Source organism: Methylobacterium oxalidis, assembly GCF_007992195.1.
Lineage (GTDB): Bacteria > Pseudomonadota > Alphaproteobacteria > Rhizobiales > Beijerinckiaceae > Methylobacterium > Methylobacterium oxalidis.
This window is the reverse complement of record NZ_BJZU01000140.1, coordinates 1-21,999: the sequence shown is the minus strand read 5'-3', so window position 1 is coordinate 21,999 and position 21,999 is coordinate 1. Positions and strand designations below refer to the sequence as shown.

Annotated in this window: 12 protein-coding genes and 2 pseudogenes; 7 read left to right on the top strand and 7 right to left on the bottom strand. The window is 61.4% G+C overall.

Annotated elements, in window-relative coordinates:
* Positions 1–74: 74 nt before the first annotated feature.
* Entirely contained in the window at positions 75–1,913 is a 1,839-nt protein-coding gene (locus MOX02_RS25805; RefSeq protein ID WP_147028680.1) for a sulfatase-like hydrolase/transferase, read from the bottom strand.
* Positions 1,914–2,398: 485 nt separating this feature from the next.
* Between MOX02_RS25805 and MOX02_RS25800 the strand changes: the two genes are divergently transcribed.
* The 3 genes and pseudogenes from MOX02_RS25800 to MOX02_RS25790 form a co-directional block, all read left to right on the top strand.
* Positions 2,399–3,541, top strand: a complete 1,143-nt coding sequence (locus tag MOX02_RS25800; RefSeq protein ID WP_147028679.1) for a glycosyltransferase — start codon at positions 2,399–2,401, stop codon at positions 3,539–3,541.
* Positions 3,542–3,554: 13 nt separating this feature from the next.
* Positions 3,555–4,364: a DUF4214 domain-containing protein gene (locus MOX02_RS25795; RefSeq protein WP_147028678.1), complete on the top strand. Its 810-nt coding sequence runs from the start codon at positions 3,555–3,557 to the stop codon at positions 4,362–4,364.
* Between the two features lie 234 nt (positions 4,365–4,598).
* A pseudogene (locus tag MOX02_RS25790) lies at positions 4,599–4,856 on the top strand (ribonuclease H family protein); the annotation flags it as partial.
* Here the strand turns inward: MOX02_RS25790 and MOX02_RS32415 are convergent.
* Both MOX02_RS32415 and MOX02_RS25780 read right to left on the bottom strand, forming a co-directional pair.
* Positions 4,850–5,077: pseudogene (locus MOX02_RS32415) on the bottom strand (IS481 family transposase); the annotation flags it as partial. The pseudogenes MOX02_RS25790 and MOX02_RS32415 overlap by 7 nt on opposite strands.
* Positions 5,078–5,234: 157 nt before the next feature.
* Entirely contained in the window at positions 5,235–6,563 is a 1,329-nt protein-coding gene (locus MOX02_RS25780; RefSeq protein ID WP_147028677.1) for a plasmid recombination protein, read from the bottom strand.
* Positions 6,564–7,216: 653 nt separating this feature from the next.
* Here MOX02_RS25780 and MOX02_RS31560 point away from each other — a divergent pair.
* A complete protein-coding gene (locus MOX02_RS31560) occupies positions 7,217–8,332 on the top strand; it encodes a hypothetical protein (RefSeq protein ID WP_170267992.1) in 1,116 nt (371 codons plus the stop codon).
* A gap of 1,518 nt (positions 8,333–9,850) precedes the next feature.
* Here MOX02_RS31560 and MOX02_RS25765 read toward each other — a convergent pair.
* Complete coding sequence (locus tag MOX02_RS25765; protein WP_147028675.1) at positions 9,851–10,249, bottom strand: exopolysaccharide production protein YjbE; 399 nt, start codon at positions 10,247–10,249, stop codon at positions 9,851–9,853.
* Between the two features lie 907 nt (positions 10,250–11,156).
* Here MOX02_RS25765 and MOX02_RS25760 point away from each other — a divergent pair.
* Together MOX02_RS25760 and MOX02_RS25755 are read left to right on the top strand one after the other, a co-directional pair.
* Entirely contained in the window at positions 11,157–12,053 is an 897-nt protein-coding gene (locus MOX02_RS25760; protein WP_238179058.1) for an inositol monophosphatase family protein, read from the top strand.
* Between the two features lie 117 nt (positions 12,054–12,170).
* Positions 12,171–13,919, top strand: a complete 1,749-nt coding sequence (locus MOX02_RS25755; RefSeq protein ID WP_147028674.1) for a hypothetical protein — start codon at positions 12,171–12,173, stop codon at positions 13,917–13,919.
* Between the two features lie 131 nt (positions 13,920–14,050).
* Here the strand turns inward: MOX02_RS25755 and MOX02_RS25750 are convergent, their stop codons facing one another.
* From MOX02_RS25750 to MOX02_RS25740, 3 genes are all read right to left on the bottom strand, one after another.
* Positions 14,051–14,677: an HAD family hydrolase gene (locus tag MOX02_RS25750; protein ID WP_238179056.1), complete on the bottom strand. Its 627-nt coding sequence runs from the start codon at positions 14,675–14,677 to the stop codon at positions 14,051–14,053.
* 78 nt (positions 14,678–14,755) lie between these two features.
* Positions 14,756–16,480 carry a DUF4214 domain-containing protein gene (locus MOX02_RS25745; protein WP_170267991.1) on the bottom strand — a complete coding sequence of 575 codons (1,725 nt, stop codon included), beginning with the start codon at positions 16,478–16,480 and terminating at the stop codon, positions 14,756–14,758.
* Between the two features lie 741 nt (positions 16,481–17,221).
* Positions 17,222–21,157, bottom strand: a complete 3,936-nt coding sequence (locus MOX02_RS25740; protein WP_147028672.1) for a hypothetical protein — start codon at positions 21,155–21,157, stop codon at positions 17,222–17,224.
* 518 nt (positions 21,158–21,675) lie between these two features.
* Here MOX02_RS25740 and MOX02_RS25735 point away from each other — a divergent pair.
* The coding region (locus MOX02_RS25735) for a HigA family addiction module antitoxin (RefSeq protein WP_308632322.1) at positions 21,676–21,999 on the top strand (324 nt) is incomplete at its 3' end.

Below are 21,999 nucleotides of genomic sequence, written 5' to 3'. Positions count from 1 at the left end.
CTTAGTGGATCCGATTGCGCCACATTCCTTTAATATGAATATTCAGTCAATTATAGCTCGAGGTATCGAAGCATCTACATTTGTACAACTCCACCATAACCGAGTTTTTGTTTGAAGATCACTGATATTGACGATCGGACAATATGCTCAGAAAACGCAACAGCCAACAGCTGATCCCTATCGCCACCACGAACACGATCCGAATCAGAATAACCCGGCCCGATGTGCAGACAGAGTTCATTTGTTTGGTAGTCGATTATTGTCTTCCGTTCAGCTTGAGAGATGGCAACAGCTCCCTTGCTCCACGAGCGCCATTCATTGATACTCAGAGTGTAAATGATTCGATCTTTGGGTATTTTTTGAAATAGACTATGTCCAGCATATTTGAGATCGGGATCTGGCCCTGCGTACAAGACGTCGGCGATTGAAGGGGCAATATCAACACTCGCTAGAAGGCAATTTTGATTGTTTTGGAGATTGAGCCGCATTTCATTAGGCAGATTTGCCGGTGGCTTCATGATGAAGAGCGGATGGAGAACGTGCGGTGTCAGCTTGATTGTGCGCGCCATCCGTCCGCTCTCGTCGCTTCCGTCGTACCCGAGTGTTTCCCCATGATCTCCCACAGAAAAAATGAGCGCATCATCATAGCGGCCAGAGATCCGCAATGCGTTAAACAGTAGCTTGTGGCATTCTTCAATTACATAAGCCGCCTTATTTTGACGAACTGTTAACTCGCTAGGAATATTACACTTACTAACACTTTGGAACGGCACGTGCAGGGCATTGAAGTATATGACAGCTAATATTCCTCCGGTCTGATTGGCAATCCAATCGGCCGCCTGTTCTGCGATTTCATAATCGTCAACTGTCACATCATTTATAAACGGTAGCCCGATCGTGTCTCCAGTAACACGCTTATCGATAGCTGATCCTTGGAAGAACTTATCAAAATTCGCCCATTTGAGACTGGATGATGTGAAAAATGCAGTATTGTAGCTTCTCGCCTTGGCAAGATCAAATATCAATGGCAATTTGTGAAGCTTTTCGATGCTCTCGTGCGCCCCGCAACCTGTAACTATTGACGGCACACTAACGTCAGTACAAGAACTATTGGTGACAACATTGCTAGGAATGATCCATTCTTTAGGATCTCCTGATAATGCAGCGAGTTCACCCGAAAGCAATTTTTGAGGATCTCTGCTAGAGCACACATAGGCGCCGGCCGACTCCAAAATTACGAGAATGATTGTTTTCGGTGCGGCATAACTGTAGGGTTGCGGAAGACGCAAAGCATTTCTAGCCGTATCGGCCAGAGGATATACTTTCACATCGGGAGCGTCAGCCAGGAGATACAGTTGCTCAACTGGCGAGACGACGCTAGGGCGCTCAGGGGCGGGCCCGAAATAGCGAAGCCCAAGGCCGAGAAAGGCAATTGCGGCACCGCCAGCAACAGCAGAGGCAGGGGAAGATGTGGTTGTACCTATGGACGCATACGCGAGTGTAAGTAAGAATGTCCATAAAAAATATCTTCCTGGAAAGTATTGACGGAAATACGCGCGAGTCGATTTAAGGGTGTCTCTGCCAAACAATGAGACGGGCAGATGGCGATATACTGAGAAGACACTCTCATTAAAAAAGTGCAGCGCAGCGGCGTTGCAGGCCTCTACGAGAGAAAAACACAATGTAATCGCAATAATCAATGCACATACAATGAATATTGTGTCAATAATACTAATTATATTTAATATCGCCGTCGTGATGCCAGAAAAAATCAGAATGGAGACGCTGTGACGGAGATTGAGGAGCCATTCAGTTTGAGAGCGCTTAAGATAATAGTTGCGGGACACAGATATAATGATCGCCAGTAGTAAAGTTAAGGCGAATGCGGCAAGTGCGCCAGAAAGCTCCATCATTTAGTCTCCTTTCTCCGTATCTGATTGTAAAACCTTGCAAATTCTAAAAGACAAACGGCACGCTCAAATTATAAATTCGTCAAAAATGTTATCGGCTTACTTGATTAAACTTGTATCGAAAGGATTGATCTATATGCTGTAGACTGGCATGCCAAAACTAACTTATAGCCGCGCGCGATGCCCGCCCAGCCAAGTAGTCAGACTAACACTTGACGTCGGAAATCCCACCCCTGACCGCAGGGACCGAGCAGGCGAGTCTCGTCTAGCCAATTCCCACGGATAGACGCTAGTGTGCCTGAAAAACAGGGAGGTTGATTCGATGGCTGCAGCGGTCTCCACTTCGGCTTAGAACCAGGAAGTCCATGCGAAGTATCCGCCGCGCATTATTTAGCTCATCGCAAGCCTTCTGCAGGAAATCGCTTTGCTACGCTGCTTAAATTACACGAATAATTTTTGGTTGCTAGGTATTTGAATTTGTGAGACTGATGATGCGGATGCTGTTTGATGCCCGATGCTTGCAAGATCCTAATTTCAGATATCGCGGCGTCGGTCAACATAGCTTCTCGCTGATTTATAGCGCAAGATCATCTTTATCCGCAAAAAATGTCGAGATCGGCGCGTTTGTGGATCCGAGTCTTCCCTGTCTTGATTGTAATCAAAAAGATTGTTTTGATCATGTATTGAGCGGTGTTCTGGATGACAGTCATTTGATTGACTGGTTTGTTCAGCTTTCGCCGATGACGCATTCAGGAACCCCCCTCCGGCGCGTTCTCCGAGATACCAGCGTTTTTAAAATCGCAGTCGCCTACGACCTAATCCAATTTATCCAGCCGGAGTACTACTTAGCATCCCCGGTCGCGCAGGCCTCCTTTCTAACGAGCTGTGCCCAACTCAGAAAGTATGACTGTTACGCGGCAATCTCACAATTCACTGCTGAGCAGATAAAAATGCACCTCAGGATCACTGCAGATCGCGTCTTCGTAACAGGGTGCGCTGTTCGGCCAAGCCTTATCAGGCCCGCAGCAGACCAATCAGGGCGGCAGCATCGTTCCGGCATCTTGGTCGCTGGCGGCCGAGATCCGCGTAAGAACCCTGAATGTGCCCTCAAAGCGCACGCGGGTAGCCCTGTCCTTCAGCAGGCGGGCGTGCCAGTGACAGTAACAGGGAATTACGATCATTCCACTCGCGCCCACCTTCTTGATCTCATCCAGAAGGAAGGGGGCGACCCAGCCTTGGTGTCGTTCACCGATCATCTCACTGATGCAGAGTTCGCCGATCTCTACTATCGGCATCTGCTGACCGTGGTACCGTCGACCGCCGAGGGCTTCTCCCTCCCTGTGATCGAAGCGTCGGCTAATGGGGCGGTGGTCCTTGTCTCGGACACCACCGCTCATCCCGAGCTCGTGCCGAACAACGACTACCGCTTCGATCCGCACGATCACGAGCGCCTTGCAGCTCAACTCGAGCATCTCATCGGGAACGAGACCTCATGGATCGCCGCTCGCGCTGAACAGGCCGATATGTGGCGCCCGTACACAGTAGCGGCGGTGTGCTACCGCTTCTGGTCGGGTGTCCTTGATCAGGCAACCCGGCTTCGCTGGCGTCCTATCGACGAAGCTGCTCGCTAAATACAGGGACATTATGAGCAACGAGGTTCTGCACCGATCAGTCGACCTCCCATCACCGCCTAGAGGTGATCGCGTATCACGCACCGCTCACTTCGTTGACCTGCTGGCGGATCTCACCGCGAGCCATTCAGGAGCGGAAGCGGGATTAGCGGAGTTCAAGCGTCAGATTGATGCGCGCGGCGCGAACACCGATGAGCCGGAGGATCATGCCGTTTACCGGCATAGCGCGATCCTCATGGCCATATACCGAGGGATCCTCGCGCGCGATCCCGATCCAGATGCCCTTCGATATTATCTGCCGTCCCTTTGCGATGGCAGCCGTTCGCCCGAGGACACAGTTCGTGAACTGATTGACTCAGGTGAGTTCAGGTCGAACTACCTGTCGAGATCTAGTTTTTCCGAAGCGGAGATCATCAGCCTTGAACGTTTGAGTACCGTGGCAAGGTCTTTTATAACCGATACCTATCACGCGGTGCTCGAGCGAGCGCCTGACCCAGGTGCCATCGAACATTACACCAGTACATTACGATCCGGCGCTCTCTCACGTCAGGACCTACTGCGTATGTTCATCGAGTCGCCTGAGTTCCGTAGCAAGAACTTTGACCACTCGATGCTCCCCGTGCTTGCTGAGACAATGCAAGAGCTCCAGAACCTACTGATTGATGTCTCAAAATTTCGAGCAGCCGACGGGGCGCCGCTCCGAGTTCACGGATCCCGGCCGCTTGATGGAGGCGAGGCGGTACATGCGATGGTGGCAATTCGCGATCTCGCCCTGGCGCTGAGAGATGTTTTGACCGAGATATCTGCTCCAAGCAGACCTTGAGGCTCTAATCGTCGCTAAGTTAGCCGCGCCCTCGGGCATTAAAAGGACGAGCGCTCCTAAATCGGCTTCCGAAAAGTGGGGGCGTTCGCCGAATTTTGCGTACAGGCCCGCACTTTGTTCGGCTAGTAGAACTGCACACGCATGCCTTCGAAATCGTTCACCTTTTGCGCGTGGAAGATCGTCTTGAGTCATTATGCCCTGAGCTCGAGTTTCAACGTTCTCACCAGCCCGGACGGCAACCTTGAGCTCTGCGGCGGAGATCTCGGCACCACCAACAACCGCATGGAGCTGACTGCCGCCATCCGGGCTCTGGAGCACTTTCCCGACGGCGCGCAGCTCGAGATGCGCTGTGACAGCCAGTACGTGATCAAGTCCGTCACCGAATGGATGCGCGGCTGGAAGGCGAAGGGCTGGCGAACCACCACCGGCGAGGTGAAGAACGTCGATCTGATGAAGCGCCTCGACGAGCTCGCCAGCAGCCGAGAGCGAAGGGCGCACACGATGGCGCGCTCCTCTTCACTCGCCTTCCAAGGTAGCTTGTGGGGCCGAGCCGAGCGATCCTGACAGGCCTCCGGCCCACGCTTGCGCCACTTGCGGATGGTCCTGGTGAAGACACCGTAGCGCTTGGCCGGCACGCCGGAGCTCTCGTGCGAGCGGGCGATCTCAGCGCGGACAGCAGGTGTGGTGCGGGCACTGAGATGGAGGGCATGCATCAGCGGGCCCTCCTGGCGAAACGGCGGCGCACACCCTCAAAGCGCCAAGCATACGCTTTGATCGCCCAGCGCGCGGCGTCTCAACAACGTTCCGCAACCAAACAACTAGTCCAGACCTGCAGGACATGTTCGTAGGGCGTCAGGCCCCGCAGGGTCTTCAGCCGTACGAGCCGGGCGCCAGTTTCGGCTGCAACTCTGGACCGGGCCCCTCCCGGTCGTGGCGGAGCGCGACGAGGTCGGCCTCCGCCTGCTCGGCGCGTGCGCGGTAGGCGATCACCCCGCGCTCGCTGGCGCGCAGGCGCGTCTGCAGTTCGGCGATGGTCCGTCTCAGTTCCCGTTCGCCCGCCTCCTGCTCCGCGAGCTTCGAGCGCAGGGGCACCTCGACCGCCTCGACTGCGCGCTCAACAGCGCGCTGCGTGTGTCCGGACAGACCGGTTCCGAGCGCGGCGACCCGCTCGCCCAGCGCTTGGTACGGCGTCAGCCTGACAGCTGCGGCTTCGCGCGCGCGATCCCGCTCCTGCCGCAGAACCCGAGTCTCGGCCTGTACACTGTCGCGCGCGGCCTCTGCCTGCGCCACCATGCGCTCGGCCGTCCGGCTCGCCTTCTTGATGGCAGCGCAGGCAGTTTCGTCGGCCTTGTCGACGATGCTCGCGGCGGACTGCCGGGCCCGCTGCCGGATCGCCTTGGCCTCGTCTTCGGCCTGCCACAGACCCATCTGGTATGCATCCGCGATCAGGAGATCTCGATCCCGGATCGCTTGATCCCGGTCCCGGATCGCCTCGTCACGGGCCCTGTGTTCGGCCCTGAGAGCCTGGTGCTCGTGACGCGGGAGGTGCTTTCTGGCCTTGATCAGCCGGCTGAGGTGGCAAGGCTGACCGACGTGAGTGTGATAGTCGTCGAGTATCGCCCGCATCGCGCGCCGGTAGGCGATGTCGGCGCTGTGAAGCGCCTCGCGGTAGGAGGCGCCCGCCGCGAGGCGTTCCTTAAGCACGCGTTCCTTGGCGACCCAGCCCGGGTGTAGCAACTTGGCCCTCAGGCTCGCATCGTCTGAAACCGCGACGACGTGGAGGTGGGGCCTGTTCTCGTCCACGTGCTGGACGATGCACCAGATCTGCTCGCCCCACTGCCGCTTGGCCCAGGCAATGGTCAGCTCGCGCCACTGCGCGAGACGTTCGAACAGCGCGGGATCGGCTTGGAGCTCGCTGATCAGCGCCGGAAAGGAGAAGATCGCTCCCATAAGCACATGCAGGGTGGAGCGGATCCGCCGCTTCTTGCCGGTCTTGGTAACCTCCACCGCCGCGGCGATCCGGGCCTCAAGTTGGGCCGGCAGATCGGCCGGGGCCATGCCATGGAGCAATATGGGCCGCTGCGGGTCGGCGACGTGCCCGCTGGCCCAGGGCACGCGCGCGAACTCGGCCAAGACGAAGCCACTGCGGCCCTGAACCCGCTTGTAGGTCTTGCATCTGAAAAATTGAGCGCCCGCCACGACGACCTTCCTCGGTCCAGCCGATGCATCCGAAGAAACGGGGCCGGGACGAAAATCGCAAATCGGGGCTGCAAACCCGAGGAGTGACCGAAAGGCAGGGTGCGTTGCGAGCGTTTTGCCAGGACCCTTCCGGACTACATTTATCCTGTAAAATAATAGCAGCACCTACCAACGAATTTGAGCTTGCCAGTCTTCGGGTCGCAGGCTTCCGGCTGGGCGAGGTGGAGTGAGGCACGCGACCCAGGCCCCGCTCCAAAGAAGCTGGAGCGCCATCGCTCCAGGAGTAGGGCTGAGCCGCACCCCGGCTGGCGCCTAGGTTTGCTGCGTGGACTGGCAGCGAGGCTCGACCGGCCGGGCTCACTCGGGTGTGAGGCAGGCAGATGGGTTCAGGCCCCGAGCGCGCGTTGCTCACGCACCCGGTGGACATGACGGTCGGTCATGCGTTCGCGGAACCCCGCTGTCATGACCTCGGAGCGCCCGCGCACATGTTTCGTGCTGCGGGGGTATGAGCTGTTAAAATTTTTCCAGCAGGTCGATGACTTACGATGGACTTGCGGTGAGTATCCGGCGGCATGCCCACGCTGGCACGGCTCGGCGCTTCCCTTTTTCGTGGCTTGCGACGCGTACTGCCTCACCGAAATGGAGGGCGTCCCATGGTGGTGGCAGGACTGACGATCGAGATCCGCTTGGTGCGGCTGGCACGAGCGGACGCGATGATCACGCACGCGATCACGCCGCGTGGCGAGGGCGAGACGGCGTCTCGCACGCTGCTGGGGACGCCGGAGGACCTGCTAGCCGACCTCGCGCGCCGGATCGACCTCGCCCGCATCGTCACTTGCACGGGGGTCGCCAAGCGGCTCGCCTGGACGCAGATGATCGCGGCGATCTCGGCCGTGACGGGGCCGGATGATCGGGACGCCCTGCCGGTCTGGATCGAGGCGGTCAGCCAGGCCCTGTTGCAGCGCTTCGGCGACCGGATCGCAGCGATGATTTTGCACCTCGATGGCGTCCGCCCCGTGATCGAGGCCATCCTGATTCCCGACGACCCCGGCCTCCACGCGCGCAGGGCTTTTGATCCCAGCTTCCGTGAGCCAACGGCAGGAGCCGGCAGGCGTGGCGCACGTGTCGAGGGCGCTCCGGACGAGGCGAGCAGCATCGGCCCCGACAGGCCACGCCACGCTGCGGAGCGCGTGATCGAGATCACCCTGCCCCTCGTGCTGACGGGCACGCTCACGGATCAGGGATCTCAGAGTAAACTGTCGGCTCGTGCCTCGGCCGAGGAGCGCACCGCCGATCCGCTGCCCAGCGAAAGCGTCCTCGCGAACCGCTCGATCGCGGACGCAAATGTCATGGCGGACGCTGACGCGACATGTTTGCCGGACTACCCCGCTCGCAAGGCCCTCTGGCGGCTGGAGCACCCAACTCTGGGCTACCCCTGGCTGCCGCAGGACCTCATCCCGATCGCATCCGCGATGCGGATCAATCCAAGTGGCGCTCACGTGGCTTCACAGGAGGGGTGGTCATGCTGGGAGGCGGCATGGCCGAGGACGCACGATCGGCGTCCTGTCGTCTCGGCGACGTCTGCGACCGGCGGTCATAGCTACATGACCACGAGGCTTGTTAAGGATCGTGGCTGGTGCCCACTCGCCCAGGGCGCGACGTGGCCACCATGGAGTGTCGCGTCGCCGAGGTGTTCCAACACCTCCCAGGCGATCATCGAGTCGTCGCGGCCTGGATTGGTCGCGATGATCACCCGCTCGACGCCCTAGAGCGCCCGCCGGATCGCCGCGATCGTTGGCTCGTCGACTGCCCCAAGCGGTTGGCGCCGTTGCCGACCGGGATAGTGTCGAGGACGATGGGAAGCGCGTCGGAACGCCAGGCCTTCCACTATGGGCGGATGCTGCCCGGCTCCTCTACGGAGAGCAGGTGTCCCTCGGCAGCCACGCAGACGTTCTAGGCGATCGGAAAGGTCGCTGGAGGTGGCGCATCGCCGAGAGGTTCTTAAAGAAGAACAGCGCCCGGCCGGTGTGCGGGGTGGGCATGACACTGACCAGAAAGGCTCAGGCCACGTGCGCTGGCGACGCGCGACCGCCCCAGCACGTGCCGCTCTCGCGGAGTGTGGGCACTCTGGTTGCCCGTTGGGTGAAAGTTGCAGTGGTTCATCGTGTTGTGAGCCTTCACTCCCGCAGCATACGCGCGTGAGTTCATGCTATGTTCTCACAGAAGCGCTGAAAGATCCATGCCGCACGGGCGAGCGTAGAGGCGCTGGGCTCCGCATCGAGGATGCAGAGAAGCTACCAGCCGGCCGCAAGCACAAGACGATCGGCGTGATGACGGAGCGTGGCCTCCGACACGTGCTCGATCATCTAACCGCGGCTAGCCAGGCTGAACTCGACCGGATCGGGCGATCGCCTCCAGCGCTTCCGCGTGGCTGCCGACGGCGATGCGGGCGCCTTGTGACGACTGTATCGTTGCCTTGCGACGGAGGCGGTCATCGGGTCGGAGACGCTGCGGTCGCGGCGAAGCCGCCGTGGTCGCAGCTCGTCGGTGTGCGTCGTTCGCGTGACCTCCGCAGCCTCCGGCCTCGCCGTGCCGAGACCGGAAGCGCGCGGCAGGCTCGCTTCAGGGGACGAACTTTCCCGAGGAAGGTCGACCCAGGTGCTCAAGCGAGAGGTCGAGAGTTTCGAGTCTCCGCGCTCCGAGCTGCTGACAAGGTTTGCGCTCTGTAGCGCCCGTGGAGCGGACCGATGCTCGGGCAGAAAGACGACGAAGGCGATCGCCCAGAGTGCCGCGACACCCATAGCCGAGCCGAGAAGAGTCATGCGGTTGGTCATGGCCTCCAGAACGGAGCCGCGCGATCTTCCGTTCCGCCAACCTGGACGTGGTGCGCCCACCTCGCGATTGCCGTTCAGTAAGCCGAGCAGACCCTGGGGTCCCACGTAGTGTACTGCCACGAGAGCTATCGTCTCGCTGATCGGTGAGATACGCGGGGGGCGCTGCACACCGCAACATAGCTGATGCAGACGGAAAGGTGCTGAGCACCTTAACGACGCAGAGAGCAGACGCTTGAACCTTTCGGGCCACCGCGACTTGTTTTAGCGAACCTTCTGGTTCGTTCCTCTGAGTGACTAACGGGGAGCCGGTATGGAGGCGCTGGGTGAACCCAAGCGTCCTTCGGCCGGCTCTTCCCGTCTTGGCCTGAACCGACACGCTGCCAGCGACAAAAACAGATGAGCCCGCCGCAGCGGACGCTGCGCGGGCTCTGGCATGCGTTGCGCGTAATGTGCTCAGCAATCGTCATCCTTCTTGCCGACCTTCTGATCAGCACCCGAATTGTTCATCGCACCGACCGTGCCGGGCGAAGCCGGCTGCTCGCCGCCTGCAAGGTTCTTGGCGGCCGGATCGGTGCGGTCGCCTTTGTTGGCCTGAGCAGTCGAACCTTGATTCGAGCCCGTCGCTTGATTGGCACCGACGTTGTTCATGGCACCGACGGTGCCCGGCGAGGCCGGCTGCTGGCCGCCAGCGAGGTTCTTGCTGGAGTTATCGACGTCGGAACTCTTCGGATTGGCCGCCTGCTGCTGAGGGCTCTTATCCTTGGTCGAGCCGGTGTTGCAGGGCGCGGCCAGCGCAAAGCTGCTCGTGAGGGCCAGAGCAGCGGCCGCACTGATCAAAGTGGAAGCCTTCATGGCGCGTTCCTCCAGTGTTGATTGGCGCGGAGGGAATCGCCAAGGCGCTTAGAAGTTCCTCAGAAAAGCTGAGCCCTGATGTTGTGCGCCGCGAAAGGTAAACTGGTGCCCCTGAGCGGCCCCCGTTCTCACCGCAATCCAACTTCATCAAACAGCGCAGCCGAGCGACTATCGGCGGCTCCAGTTTTGTTGGCAGCGGTCGTCGCGCTGATCAGGGCGAGCAGGCTAGATGATGGTGGCAGGGCGGAGGTCTCGATGCGGCGGATCAGAGCCCCGCTCTAGAAGCGACCCGGAATGGGCAGTGAATGCCTGCCGCAAGGCAGCGAGAAGCCGCGCTGCCGCTCATTCGGTGGACGCGACCTGTGGATGTGGCGTTGCTGGCGGACTGCGCCTGGGGCCTGCCGAGTCCGCACCGCCTCAGATCCGTTTCGGGGGTCAGTTGCGGGCTCTCCGATTCCGCCAGTCAATATTTGCTGGGGCTCGTTTCACGTATGGCCCGTTGAAATTGCCACGGGCCTGCACAGATTCGCACAGACCAGCTGCGGCGAGGCACATAGCCAAGATGACGCGCACGCTCAGTCCCTTCATGAACATCACTCCGGGTGTTTGAATGCTTCCGGTGAGCTACAAACCTGGCGGTGGCCTGGATCGTTTCTGCATGCCTGCGCTGGCAACGCCGAGGGAGTCCAAGATCCTTCTCAATCGCGCCGTCACTCGCTCTCGGCATAGGCTTGACTCAGCGTGGTCGTGGGTTGATCCAAAGCGGAGCCCATGATCCCCGTTTTACGCGGACCTCGAACCGCGCTGGGCGCCGAGGTACGACGACATCTCGCTCACTCCGCGAGCGCTTCCGGAGCGCTGCTATGATCATCGTGCTGCGACAGTTTCCGGCGGGGTGGAGGACTAATTGCCGATCTCACAGGATGCGGACGCCCGCGATGTCGTGCTGAGCTTGATGGAGTTCGTTGAGGAAGCAGGGCAGCTCGCCCTCTCAATACGCGCAGCCGGTCTAAAAATCGGACACAAAGGCCAAGGCTTGGGCCAAGCGCTCACCGAAGCCGATCTCGAGATTAGCCGCCTCGTGCGTGACCGGTTCGGGCCGCACGCGATCGAGGAGGAAACAGCGGATCTGATTGGCCGGGCAGAGGCGAGAACGCTTCTGGCTCGACCGGGTTGGACATTTGTCGCGGATCCGATCGACGGAACGAAGCCTTATGCGGGCGGTCTGCCTGGCTGGGGGACGATGATCGCCGCGTGCCGTTCCGGGTGGCCGGAAGCGAGCGTCATGAGTCTGCCAGCCTGGTTCGATGACCGGACAGATCCGATCCAGCATCGATCTCCCGATGAGGAGCGCGGCCTCATCTTGGCAGCTCACGATGGAGTGACGTATTGGGCGCCAACCCGGGGCGGCCGGCGTATTCGTGCTCTTCAAGTGCTGAACCGCCCATCTTGGCCGACGCATCACGTCGGCTGGCTCGCGCCGGCCGCACAGCGCTACACTCTGGACTATCAGCAGGGCTTCTTTCCCTGGAGCGAGAGCGGCGCCATCGCGGACGCAGCGCTGGTCGCCACAGGTCGACTCGATGCGACGCTGAGCAATCACAAGCTCTGGGACCTAGCCCCGATCCTGCCGATCCTGTGCGGCGTAGGCCATTCCCTCTATCACTGGCCGGATCTCGGTCCGCCGCCCGCAGAAATCATCGACATGTTCGACGCCGACTTTGCGGGGCACGATGACCTTTGGTTGCTCTGCCGTGATCGCGAACAGGCGGCAGCGCTGGCGACGGCCATCGTGCGAGCCTGACTGGCTCGGTCTCGGCTCGGGGCTAGAGCACCGCAGGTACTGCAAACCGCGGTGATGTGGGCTCACAAAGCCAGCGCCGCTTAGCGTGGCCCATCATCACGCGCTTGAGGAGGCTCCATGAACGCGAAGGTCCTTTGGGCATTGGGAGCGATCGGGATCATGCTCCCGGTGTCGGCCCTGCTGGCGCAATCCCTCCCGGCCCAGCGTTCCGGAACACCGGCGAACAACGACAACGCTGTCGCTGAGGCTATCCCGCCCCAGATCCGAACGGCCCTCACTAATCTCGGACGGCTGGCCCCCTGGAGCAACACAGGGCGTGGTGCGGCACAGCTCACCCTCGAGGCCAAGCTGCAGCAGCGCTTCAACATCCTCGATTACGGCGCAGTCTCAGACCCCTCCTGCACGGTCGACAGCACTCTGGCGGTCCAGAATGCCGTCAACGCGGCCGCGGGCGCGAAACTCGAGGTCCCGAGAGGAAGCTTCTGCATCAGCACCGTTACGGTCACCGCGAATGGGACCGATATCGAGGGCGCGCCGGGTGCACGCCTTCTCCTGACGAGCGCTGTCGGCAACGGCCTCGTCATCGGCGACGGCGCCCGCATCACAACGAACGTCAATCTGAGGAACTTCACGATCTGGACCAAGCCGGGGCTGACGAAGACCGGCGGGCACGCAATCTACGCGCAGAGGGTGCGCAATCTCGGCCTCTGGTCCGTCAATGTCGGCTCAAAGGCCGAGCTGACAGCGGATCGCGGAAAGCCTCGGCTCTACAATGGCCTGGTCGTCCAAGGCTTCGACAACGTCGGCCTGCACGGCACGAACATCTCAGGCGCGGTCAACGATTGCTTCCAACTCACTGGGATGGACGCGGGCGCCTTCGGTTCGGAGATGACCTGGGACGGCGGTGGCCAGATCGTCCAATGCGGACATTTCGGAGTGCATCTCGCTGGCGGCACGGGCGGCGTGAAGTTCATGTCCGGTGGGGTCTCGCTTGCCAGCTTCGGGGTCTGGTTCTCGACCGATCTCGATCGCGGCGCGATCAACCGGGAGACATACCTGGGCGCTGAGTTCTCGGTGGACAGCAACTCGAACAAGGGCGTCTTCGCGGATGCCAACACCCTGGGCTTCCTGTTCTGCGAAGGCTGCTGGTCGGCCTCCAACGGCTCCGCGGGTTTTGACCTTCGGACGCAATCCCCGGGTTCGCTGGCCCGCTTTGTCGGCGCCCACAGCTACAACAACGGCGGCGACGGCCTCGTCAGCCTCGCGCACACCAAGGTCACCGGCGGCTCCTTCATCGAGAACGGCCGAACCGCTCCGGGCAACGGGATCAACATCGCGGGCGGCTCCGCCGTCATCGATGGCTCTCCCTTTCTCGCGCGGAACAAGGCGAGCCGGGGCGGCGGCTACGGCATCGCAGTCCACGGCGGCCATGTGATCTTGGGCTCGTACGACGCGAGCGCCAATGCGAGCGGCCCGCTCTTCACCGGCGTGCCACTTGGCAGGAGCACCATGGGCAGCCCTGAGGCCCCCGCCTTCCACGCCACGAACGGCGCCGCGAGCGGCTGGAGCGTCGATGCGAGCGAGGCCGGAACCCCGCTCGCTCACGGAGCAAGTCTGGCCATCGCGCCGGGATCCGGAAAGATCCTCCTCAGCGAGGACCGAACCGGGTCGACGGCGGAGTTTCTGCTCGGGGGTGGTCAGGTCGCGCTCGTGGGACAGGCGGGCTCGACTTTCGTGGCCTCAGACACTCCGCCCCGCGGAAAGATCGGCGTGTTCTGGAACGGCGTCTCTTACAGCGTCGGCAACAACTCCGGCGCACGCGTCACGCTCGGGTTCGCCGGAGTGCGGGTACGAGCCAGCAACTGAGCCACTCCATCGCAGGGTCATTCTCGCAGGAGATCAGTCGCAAACCGGCGCGCAGCGACGAGGCAACTGCGAACAGCACTCCGATGGGCTTGAACCTGGGGCGATCCATGGAGATCGCCCGCTTCTGCGCCTCACAGGAAGGCGCGATCGCGCAGCTGACGGATCAAGGCGGATGCGCTTCGGTGATGGATGAAGACCCCACCCGCCTTCTCCCAGAGGGGCCGGTACTTGTCGCGGTCATCCACCAGGGCATCGCCTGGGCTGCAATGCTCGCGCTTCGATGCGGCGCTGGTCGTGATCACCTCGACACCGGGGAAGTGGCGCGCGGCCCAGCGGCGCTTCTGCGGCTCGGCCCAGTTGCCGCGGGGCAGTCCGGTCAGGATGACGGGCTTCAGTTCGCGGACCGCCTCGTACAGCTCCATGCCGTCCGGTAGCAAATCGAGGCTCTCGAAGAAGTCCGGCGTGGACGCCAGCCTGCTCCAGAAGCGCCCGAGGCCGTAACGTTTCTCGAAGGCTGCGGGTGGCATCCCGAGGACGGCGCCCGCGCCCTTGTCGAAATCCGCGAGGACACCGTCGCAATCGAGAAACACCGTCCCGAGTCGCACAGCGTGCATTTGGATCAAATTGAGCTGGGCTGGCATCTCGCCTGAACGGCGAGCCTTCACCAGCGGCCTTTCGATTGTTTCCCAGATGCGGCTCTGGAGAAACGGGGAAGGGTCGCTGGTCGGATCGTCGATGTGCTCATTGTCGCTCGACACCCGCAGCTTCCACGACCTGGCAGAATGTCGGGGCATCGCTGTTTGTGCGGGCTGACTGTGCCGACAAGGCTGTGCAGCTCAGGTAAGATGCCAGCCTTGCTCGATTTGGCTGAGGTGCACGCTGTGCGCCTCTGCGCTCTCGGAGAGCAGCACTGCCAGATCCGCCCGCGACGTGCCGTGCTCCAGGAGATCCTCCCAGTAGGCTTGACCATCTGCGTCGGCATGGCGGCCTAGCGCGTTCACGTAAAGCGCGTCCACGTAGCCGAAGCTGCCCATGCTGCCGTACTTCGACACGTTCTCCGGGGTGCCGAGGAACACCTTCGCCAAGTCGCTGATGGTGCCGCCGTGCTCGAGTTGGTCGGCCCAGTACTGGAGGCCACCCGCATCGGGAGCGCGCCCCAACATGGTATAGTAGAGCCGCGCCACGTCCGCCGCCTGCTTGTCGGGGACGAACAAGCCTGCGTCGAACACGCTCTGCAAGCTCGACAGGTGCTCGGCGGAGAAGACGAAGCCGCTGGCCACGTCGATGCGCTGCGCACCATGGTTGTCGAGCTGATCCGTCCAGTACGCTAGGCCGCCGCTGTCGGCCAGGCGCCCGAGGGTGGATTGATAGAGTTGGCTCACGAATTCCGAGCTTCCGAGGCCGCCCGCACGCGCCTGACCCTCGGCTGAGGAGAGCAGGAGTTGCCCGAGATCGCGCACGCTCACGCCGTGCTCGAACTGGTCGGCCCAGTACTCGAGGCCGAGTACGTCCGGCGCGCGGCCGAGGAGCCCGGCATACAGGGCGTAAACCTGACCGCCCGCCGTGCTGGCTTGGTGCACGATGTTGCCCAGATAAATTCCGAGGTTTGACGAGTAGTCGGGGCGGAAGATCTGCGCATATTGGGTGGAGGGAATACCAGCAGTGAAACCGAACTCCTCCCAATCAAAGACCAAATTCCCATTTGACAACAGCGTAACGTCGTAGCTGTCGAATTTATCGACGGCGGCGTAATGATGGATGACGAACGGCCCGTCGACTACAATCCCGGCAGAAGAAAGAAATTGACCTTTGACGTCTCCTGACAGATCTGCATTCGTTTCCGTCCAGGTTTGCAGAATGCGACCGTCCGGGAGAGTTAGCAGATCTCCGAGACGCTGCTTGGTTGCCGCCGTATCGAGTGACGTGCTGCTGGTAGCGCGGAACCCGTCTCCTCCTGTGGCCTCATGCCATACGGAGAGGGTGGCATCGGGGTAGGTCTCAATGAAATTCTGCCCGGACAGGCTACTCCTGACGACCTGAAACTCTGTCGCAAATCCCCCGTCTTGAAGTGTGGCGATCTGCGCACGAACGGACAGATCTTCGTTGGTCGCCAGAGTGGCCGAATAGGTGAACAGATCGAGCTGCGCTCCTACTGCGTGGCCGGTGGCATCGAACACGTGACCGTAGAAGTCATATCGGTCGTAGCTCGTTACGACGGTGCCGGTGTGAACAGGATGCCCGATCCCCCAGACGGCGAGAAAACGACCGTCAGCGAGCGCAAACAGCCGCTCGCCAGCAACGGTTGCCGTGTCGCCCGTGAAGACCGGCTCGCTCGAGCGGATCGGGTGGTTGTCAGCCCCGTACAGGTCGAGCACCGTGATAGCACCACTGCCTGACCCGACGGTGCGCAGAAGGGCGATCTGGTCGGATTTGTTGACTGCGAGAGCCGTCAGATTATACGCCTCAGAATATTTCGCATAGCTGGTGCTTTGTAGCGTCTGGTAAGTTCCGTCGAAGGTATAGTCGTTGAGTTTGACTGTCGCACTTGTGGGCGACGACATCGGTCCAGAGGTCGCATACGAAGCCTCCAACAGAACGAGGCTCCCGTCAGCACGAGCGGCGCCACCTACTCTTGAGTAGTTGTCAGCGGCGCCAATAATTTGAACTGGACTTTCGGATCGAGCCCCGTCCGCGGAGTAGGTCGTGATATAGCGACTTGTCGTGCTGCTTGTCGTGGTTGGATAAGAATACGTGACGGTCGAGAATCCTCCCGAGGCGTTCGCGACGAGATACGACGAGCTGTAAGCTCCTGACTTCGGTAGAGCCACCACGCTACCGACTGCACTCAGAATGGCCATTTCCAAACCCCAACGCTGTGAGGTTTGTCAGCATCCGTGGGTGTGGCGGCAACGACAAAATCGCTTCAACGGCTCAAGCGGCGCACACTGTGGCGCCAGAGATACATTTTCGAGACTAAGCTAAGGCAGATAACAAGTTGATGTGACGAGGCAATTGTCTCTGGACGCGAGGGTCATTTCTCGACATGGCAGATGAAGACTTGGGTTCAGCGGAGCAAACTTCCTGGCAGCGTGACGCGACGCGACCTGAGCGCTCGTCTCTCCTTCGCTTTAAGTTGGCGGCAGGCGGGAAATGGGTTCGTTTTGCCAACCGCCTTCGGGGTCTTGGCCGCTACACGATAGGGTTTCCTTGCGACAAGCGGGGAGCTTGAGCGGAGCGCAGGCAGAGCATGTTTGCAAGCAGCTGCGGGCCATTGCGCAGCACTTGGGCTCAAGCGCTTCAACCTACGCGAAAGGCATGCCGTCGGTTGGGACGTGGCTAGTAAAGACCTGCACCTCGTTCGTAGTGCTAACGGTGGCTAGGCTCGCCGGTGCCTTGGTGTCGAGTCCTGATTTCTGAGGGTATCCATCAGAGCCAGAGCTCTGAGCATGCGCGTCCAGATTCATTTCTTGTTCGCTGCTAGCCGCATCGACCGAATATTTCGTAGCGAAATCAACGGGTGAGTCTTCAATGCTGACAGGAGCACTCGGCTTCCCGTCCTGTTTTGTGAACAAAAATGTATCATTTTCTTTATCAAGTACTAAGCCGAGTTTGTTTGTCTCTACTGCAGATTTTGTTTTGCTATATTCTTCAGGTCCACGAACAGCGTTAGCAGATGGCACTGTTAGGCTCTCAGAAGCCGCGGCTGCATCCTCTGCTGCCGTGTCTGGCACTTTGTGAGGCTCGGTCACGCCGCCGGTGACGGTCTCATCAGACCGTTCAGTTGTAGTACCTGTGCCAGATGGGGCGGCCTTTCCGTCATCGGAAGCGGCGCTGCCGTAGCTTGCTGCCGGACTGCGGAGTCCTTGCGTTTCGCCAGCCCCGCTCCCGATGTCAGGATCTATCACCCCGATTGCCGCGCCCGCACTGGTGTGATCCTGAATGCCGCTGTTGTGCGCAGCAGTGCGGGCTTGGCCCCCGGCTTCGTTCGCTGAACCGTTGGCTCCATTGAGATCCGGAACCGCACTGGCACCACCCGTTTTGTGGGTCTGAGCTGTGAGACTTACCGCCTCTTCGGCTCCGTTCGCACTGCCTGGGTCTGAAGCCTTCTGAGCTGCGTTGGATGCTGAATTGCGCTCGATCTGCAGGTGGGCATCGCCGGTGTCTGATCGCAGGCTAGAAGCCACCAACTCTGCTTGCGGCAGCGTCCGAGTAGCAACTTGGCCGGAAACCACGCTGCCAATCGCGTCGGTTAGGATCTGATCCTGGGCCGCCGTGGAGTCGAGCACTTGGCCCACACTCGTGTGCTCGTCGGCTGCGCTCACAGCCGCATCAGTGCCGGAGGATCTCGTGTGGGGCTCCTCGATACCCACTGGCATGGGACCACCAGCATTGTCGTCGCGAGCGGTACTGACGGCTGGTGCAGACTGACCTCGGGTTCCGGCGCTGACCACCGCGGCTGCCAGATCGGTCACCTCGCCGATACCCGCTGCTCCAGCCGGTTTGCCGGTCGCATCACCCGCGCTGCCAACTTGGCTCTCTTCGGTGGCCATAGCACCTGACACGCCGGCCGCCAAGCTTTGCTCCTGGCCCTCTGTTCCAGCCGGGCCATCTGCTTCGCTGACTAGGACATCCACAGCACCCGCCGTAGCGTTGGCCTGTTCGTCGCCCCTAGCTGCATCCCCAACCGCGCCGCCTGCTACGATGCTCGCGCGGCCGAGGCCGCCGCCCGCGGCATCTGCCACGGCGCGGACGACCTCGCGCGCCGTATCAACTTGTTGGTCAAAGCTGTTACCTAAGGCACTCTCCGCTGCATTCACTTGGCCGAGCTCGTCTCGTACAGGTCCGGCCACACTGATCTCTGCACTGCCTGCCGCGCTGCCTGCCTGGCCAACACCGTTGCCGCCTGCAGACGCCGCGCTGCCGATCGCGCTTCCGGCTGCGTTGCTTTCACGTCCCGCCGCGTCGGCTGCTTGACTGAGGCTGCTGCTCACCGCCCCGGCCGCAGCGCCTACCGTCTCACCTGTTGCGTCGCCGACCAGGCCAACAGCGCTGCCTCCGCCTTCCGCACCGCTTGCCGGATCGGAGCCGGTCTCCACAACATCGATCGCTGTAGCTACTCCGTTACCTGCCTGGCCGAGGCCGCCGTTGCTGGCAGCTCCGGCCGCAACGCCCACTGCTTCACCTGACGCGCCGCCTGTTTGATCAACAGCGTTGCCGACCGGACCTGCCGCGTTGCCTGCTTGGCCGAGGCTGTTGCTCGACGCACCTTCTGCACCAGTTGCCGGGTCAACGCCGGTTCCCACAGCACCTACCGCTGTAGCAACACCGTTGCCCGTCTGGCTGGGACCGTTGCTCGCAGGTCCGGCCGCAGCGGCTACCGCTCCACTGGGTGCGTCGCCTGCTTGGCCAACACCGTTGTCTCCAGGTCGCGCCGCGTTGCCAGCCTGACCGAGGCCGTTTCCTACAATCCCTACTGAAGCGCCTAGCGCTTCTGCTGACGCTCCACCTGCCTGGCCAACGTTGTTGCCGATGGCGCCTATCGCTGCAGCCACGCCGTCGCCTGCTTGGCCGAGGCCACTGCCGACGGCACCCACCGCCGCACCTGCCGCGTTGCCTGCTTGGCCAACACCATTTCCGACGGCACCCGCCGCGTTGCCGATCGCGCTCTCGACCGCGTTACTTCCTCCGGGTCTCGTCGCGTTGCCTGCTTCGCCGAGGCCGTTGATCACCACCCCAGCCGCAGCACTCACTGCTTCGCCTGCCGCGCCGCCTGCTTGACCAACAGCGTTGCCAACGGCACCTGCCACGTTGCCAGCTTGGCCGAGGCTGTTGCTCGCAGGAGCAGCCGAAGCGCCGACCACCTCACCTGCCGCGCTGCCCGCCTGGCCGAGGCCGTTGCTCAAGCCGCCGGCCGCAGCACTCGGGGCATTGCCGGCAGTGCCTGACGCACGATCGGGCAGGCCAAGGCTGATGCTCGGGGGTCCGGCTACGTTATCCGCCGCGCCAGCTGCATTGCCAAATGGACCTGATGCGCTGCCTCCTTGGCCAACACCGTTGCTCAGAGATCCGGCCACGTTGCCGATAGCGTCACCTGCCACGCGGCCGACCTGGCCCACCCCATCGCCGATATCCCTGGCCGCACCTCGTGTCCCGTCTGATGCATCGCGGGGTATGCTGCCCGCGCCACGCGCTGCGTCAACAACTGCTGTGCTGCTGGCTGGGTTGTCGATTCCGCCGCTGCTGTTCCCAGCAGGTTGGATCGCTGCGTCGCGTGCAGCGGGGACGAAGAGCTGAGTGGGGACGAATACGACGGTGGTGCTGGACAGAGGCGAATTGGCGCCTGGAAATGGCGAAGTCGTAGGAGAGGTCGCCGAAGACGAGATCGAAGGGGGCGTCTCTCCCTGTGCGTCAGTCCGGGCGGTAACGAGCGATGGATTGAGGGAAGTAGCGCTCGGCTGGCCCGCTTGTGCGACATTGCTTGCCACCGGTGGGCTGATTGATTGTGAAACTCCCGATGCCGGCAGCCCGAGCCCTGTCCCGAGGACAGTCGGCGGCGTTGAGGATCCGGGCGCGAAGGAGACGTGGCCCTGGTCCGGGGCTTGCGGCACCGGCTTGTCGCTCGGCGCGCTCGGGATCTGAGATAGGCTTCCGGGGACGAGGGGCGCCGAATTCTGCGGAAGAACGGGTGCTGTCACTGAGACATGGGGCATGTCGTTGAGAACAACATTCGCCGAATGACCCAGGTTGAGCGCGACACCGTTCGTCAGATTGAGCTTCGCGGCGCCACCTGCCTCGGTCTGCACGACGTCGCCCTTGTAGACCGGGTCTCCGGCGTGGAGCGTCACCGTCAAGCCGTTTCGCACGACGCTGACGCTGCCGGTCACAGCCTCGACGCTGCCGATTGCGTGATTGGCTTGAGGTGGCGCAGCATGGGCTACATGAAGCCGCTCGCCCGTATGACCGGCGGCCTCCAACCCGTCGGCGCTTGGCCGCAATGCATCGGGGCCCTGCGCGGTCGCGCGCCTCTCGGCAGCCGTATAGCCGTAGGCGGCGAGATCGTGATTGGCTTTGGAAAGGCTGAACCCCTCCTCGTCGGACTCAAAGAAGGCATCTAGGGGATGCGCGTCCCGGTTGCCGAGCGCCCCTGGGCCTCCAAGGGTAAGCTCACCAGTGTCAGCGGTGGAGACGCTCGCCATTTCCTCTGATGCAGCGAGCTGGCTGTTGTTCAGATCCAACATGAGCGCTCTCCGGCGAGGATCACTAGAGGAACCGCTCAGATGGAATGCGGCTCAAGAACAATGCGGAGACATTGTCATCGCACCTTTATTTCACTTTATCTGGAATGGCGAGACCCTCGTTTTACCTCCAAAAATTCCACTTGACCTACTCAGAAAGGGTTAGTTCTACAACCGCATTGCCTGTGCCGGTAGGCGTTCAGGCTCGTCTTCTCCCTTGAACACGAGGGCAGCTTCCAGTCTGCGTTCGACGTCCCTTGAAAGCCGCCCAATACCTCTTCGGTAGGGGCGACATGAGAGCGGAGGTCTAGGCCTTGAGTGGCAGATGGTTCCGGAGCGGGCAGCTTGCCGGCTCTGAAGATTCCAGATCGACCCAGCTCGTGATCGTCAGGCGAGCCCTGTCCGGTAGTGACCTGCTGCTCCAACTGGGGACATGCGCGTCAACGATCCGCGGCAGCTAAGCTTTCGCTGAGGGGCGACGCCCTCCATGCTGAGCTGGTCGATCGTCCTTGGGAGGCGGCTTGATCGCTGATTTTGCTCCGACCCCTCCTGGAGAGGTGCTGCGGGAGGATTTCCTCCGGCCGCTGGGCCTCAGCCAGGACGCCCTGGCCAAGGCGGTTGCCGTGCCGGGGACGCGCATCAGCGAGATCACGCGAGGCCGGCGTTCGGTGTCGGCCGAGACGGCTCTGCGGCTTGCTCGCTACTTCGGCACGTCCGCGGAGTTCTGGATGGGTCTGCAGGCGACGTATGATCTGGAGATGCGGCGCGATGCAGCCGCGCGGTTGATCGAGCAGCAGGTTCGACCCCGGGCCCCGTACGCGGGTGGTCCGAGCCGCGAGAGCTTG

What these genes read in the sequence shown, in the direction of transcription:
- MOX02_RS25805 (WP_147028680.1), bottom strand. Translation starts at nt 1,913, where the DNA reads ATGATGGAGCTTTCTGGCGCACTTGCCGCATTCGCCTTAACTTTACTA.
- MOX02_RS25800 (WP_147028679.1), top strand. Translation starts at nt 2,399, where the DNA reads ATGATGCGGATGCTGTTTGATGCCCGATGCTTGCAAGATCCTAATTTC.
- MOX02_RS25795 (WP_147028678.1), top strand. Translation starts at nt 3,555, where the DNA reads ATGAGCAACGAGGTTCTGCACCGATCAGTCGACCTCCCATCACCGCCT.
- MOX02_RS31560 (WP_170267992.1), top strand. Translation starts at nt 7,217, where the DNA reads ATGGTGGTGGCAGGACTGACGATCGAGATCCGCTTGGTGCGGCTGGCA.
- MOX02_RS25765 (WP_147028675.1), bottom strand. Translation starts at nt 10,249, where the DNA reads ATGAAGGCTTCCACTTTGATCAGTGCGGCCGCTGCTCTGGCCCTCACG.
- MOX02_RS25755 (WP_147028674.1), top strand. Translation starts at nt 12,171, where the DNA reads ATGAACGCGAAGGTCCTTTGGGCATTGGGAGCGATCGGGATCATGCTC.
- MOX02_RS25745 (WP_170267991.1), bottom strand. Translation starts at nt 16,480, where the DNA reads ATGTCGTCGCCCACAAGTGCGACAGTCAAACTCAACGACTATACCTTC.
- MOX02_RS25740 (WP_147028672.1), bottom strand. Translation starts at nt 21,157, where the DNA reads ATGTTGGATCTGAACAACAGCCAGCTCGCTGCATCAGAGGAAATGGCG.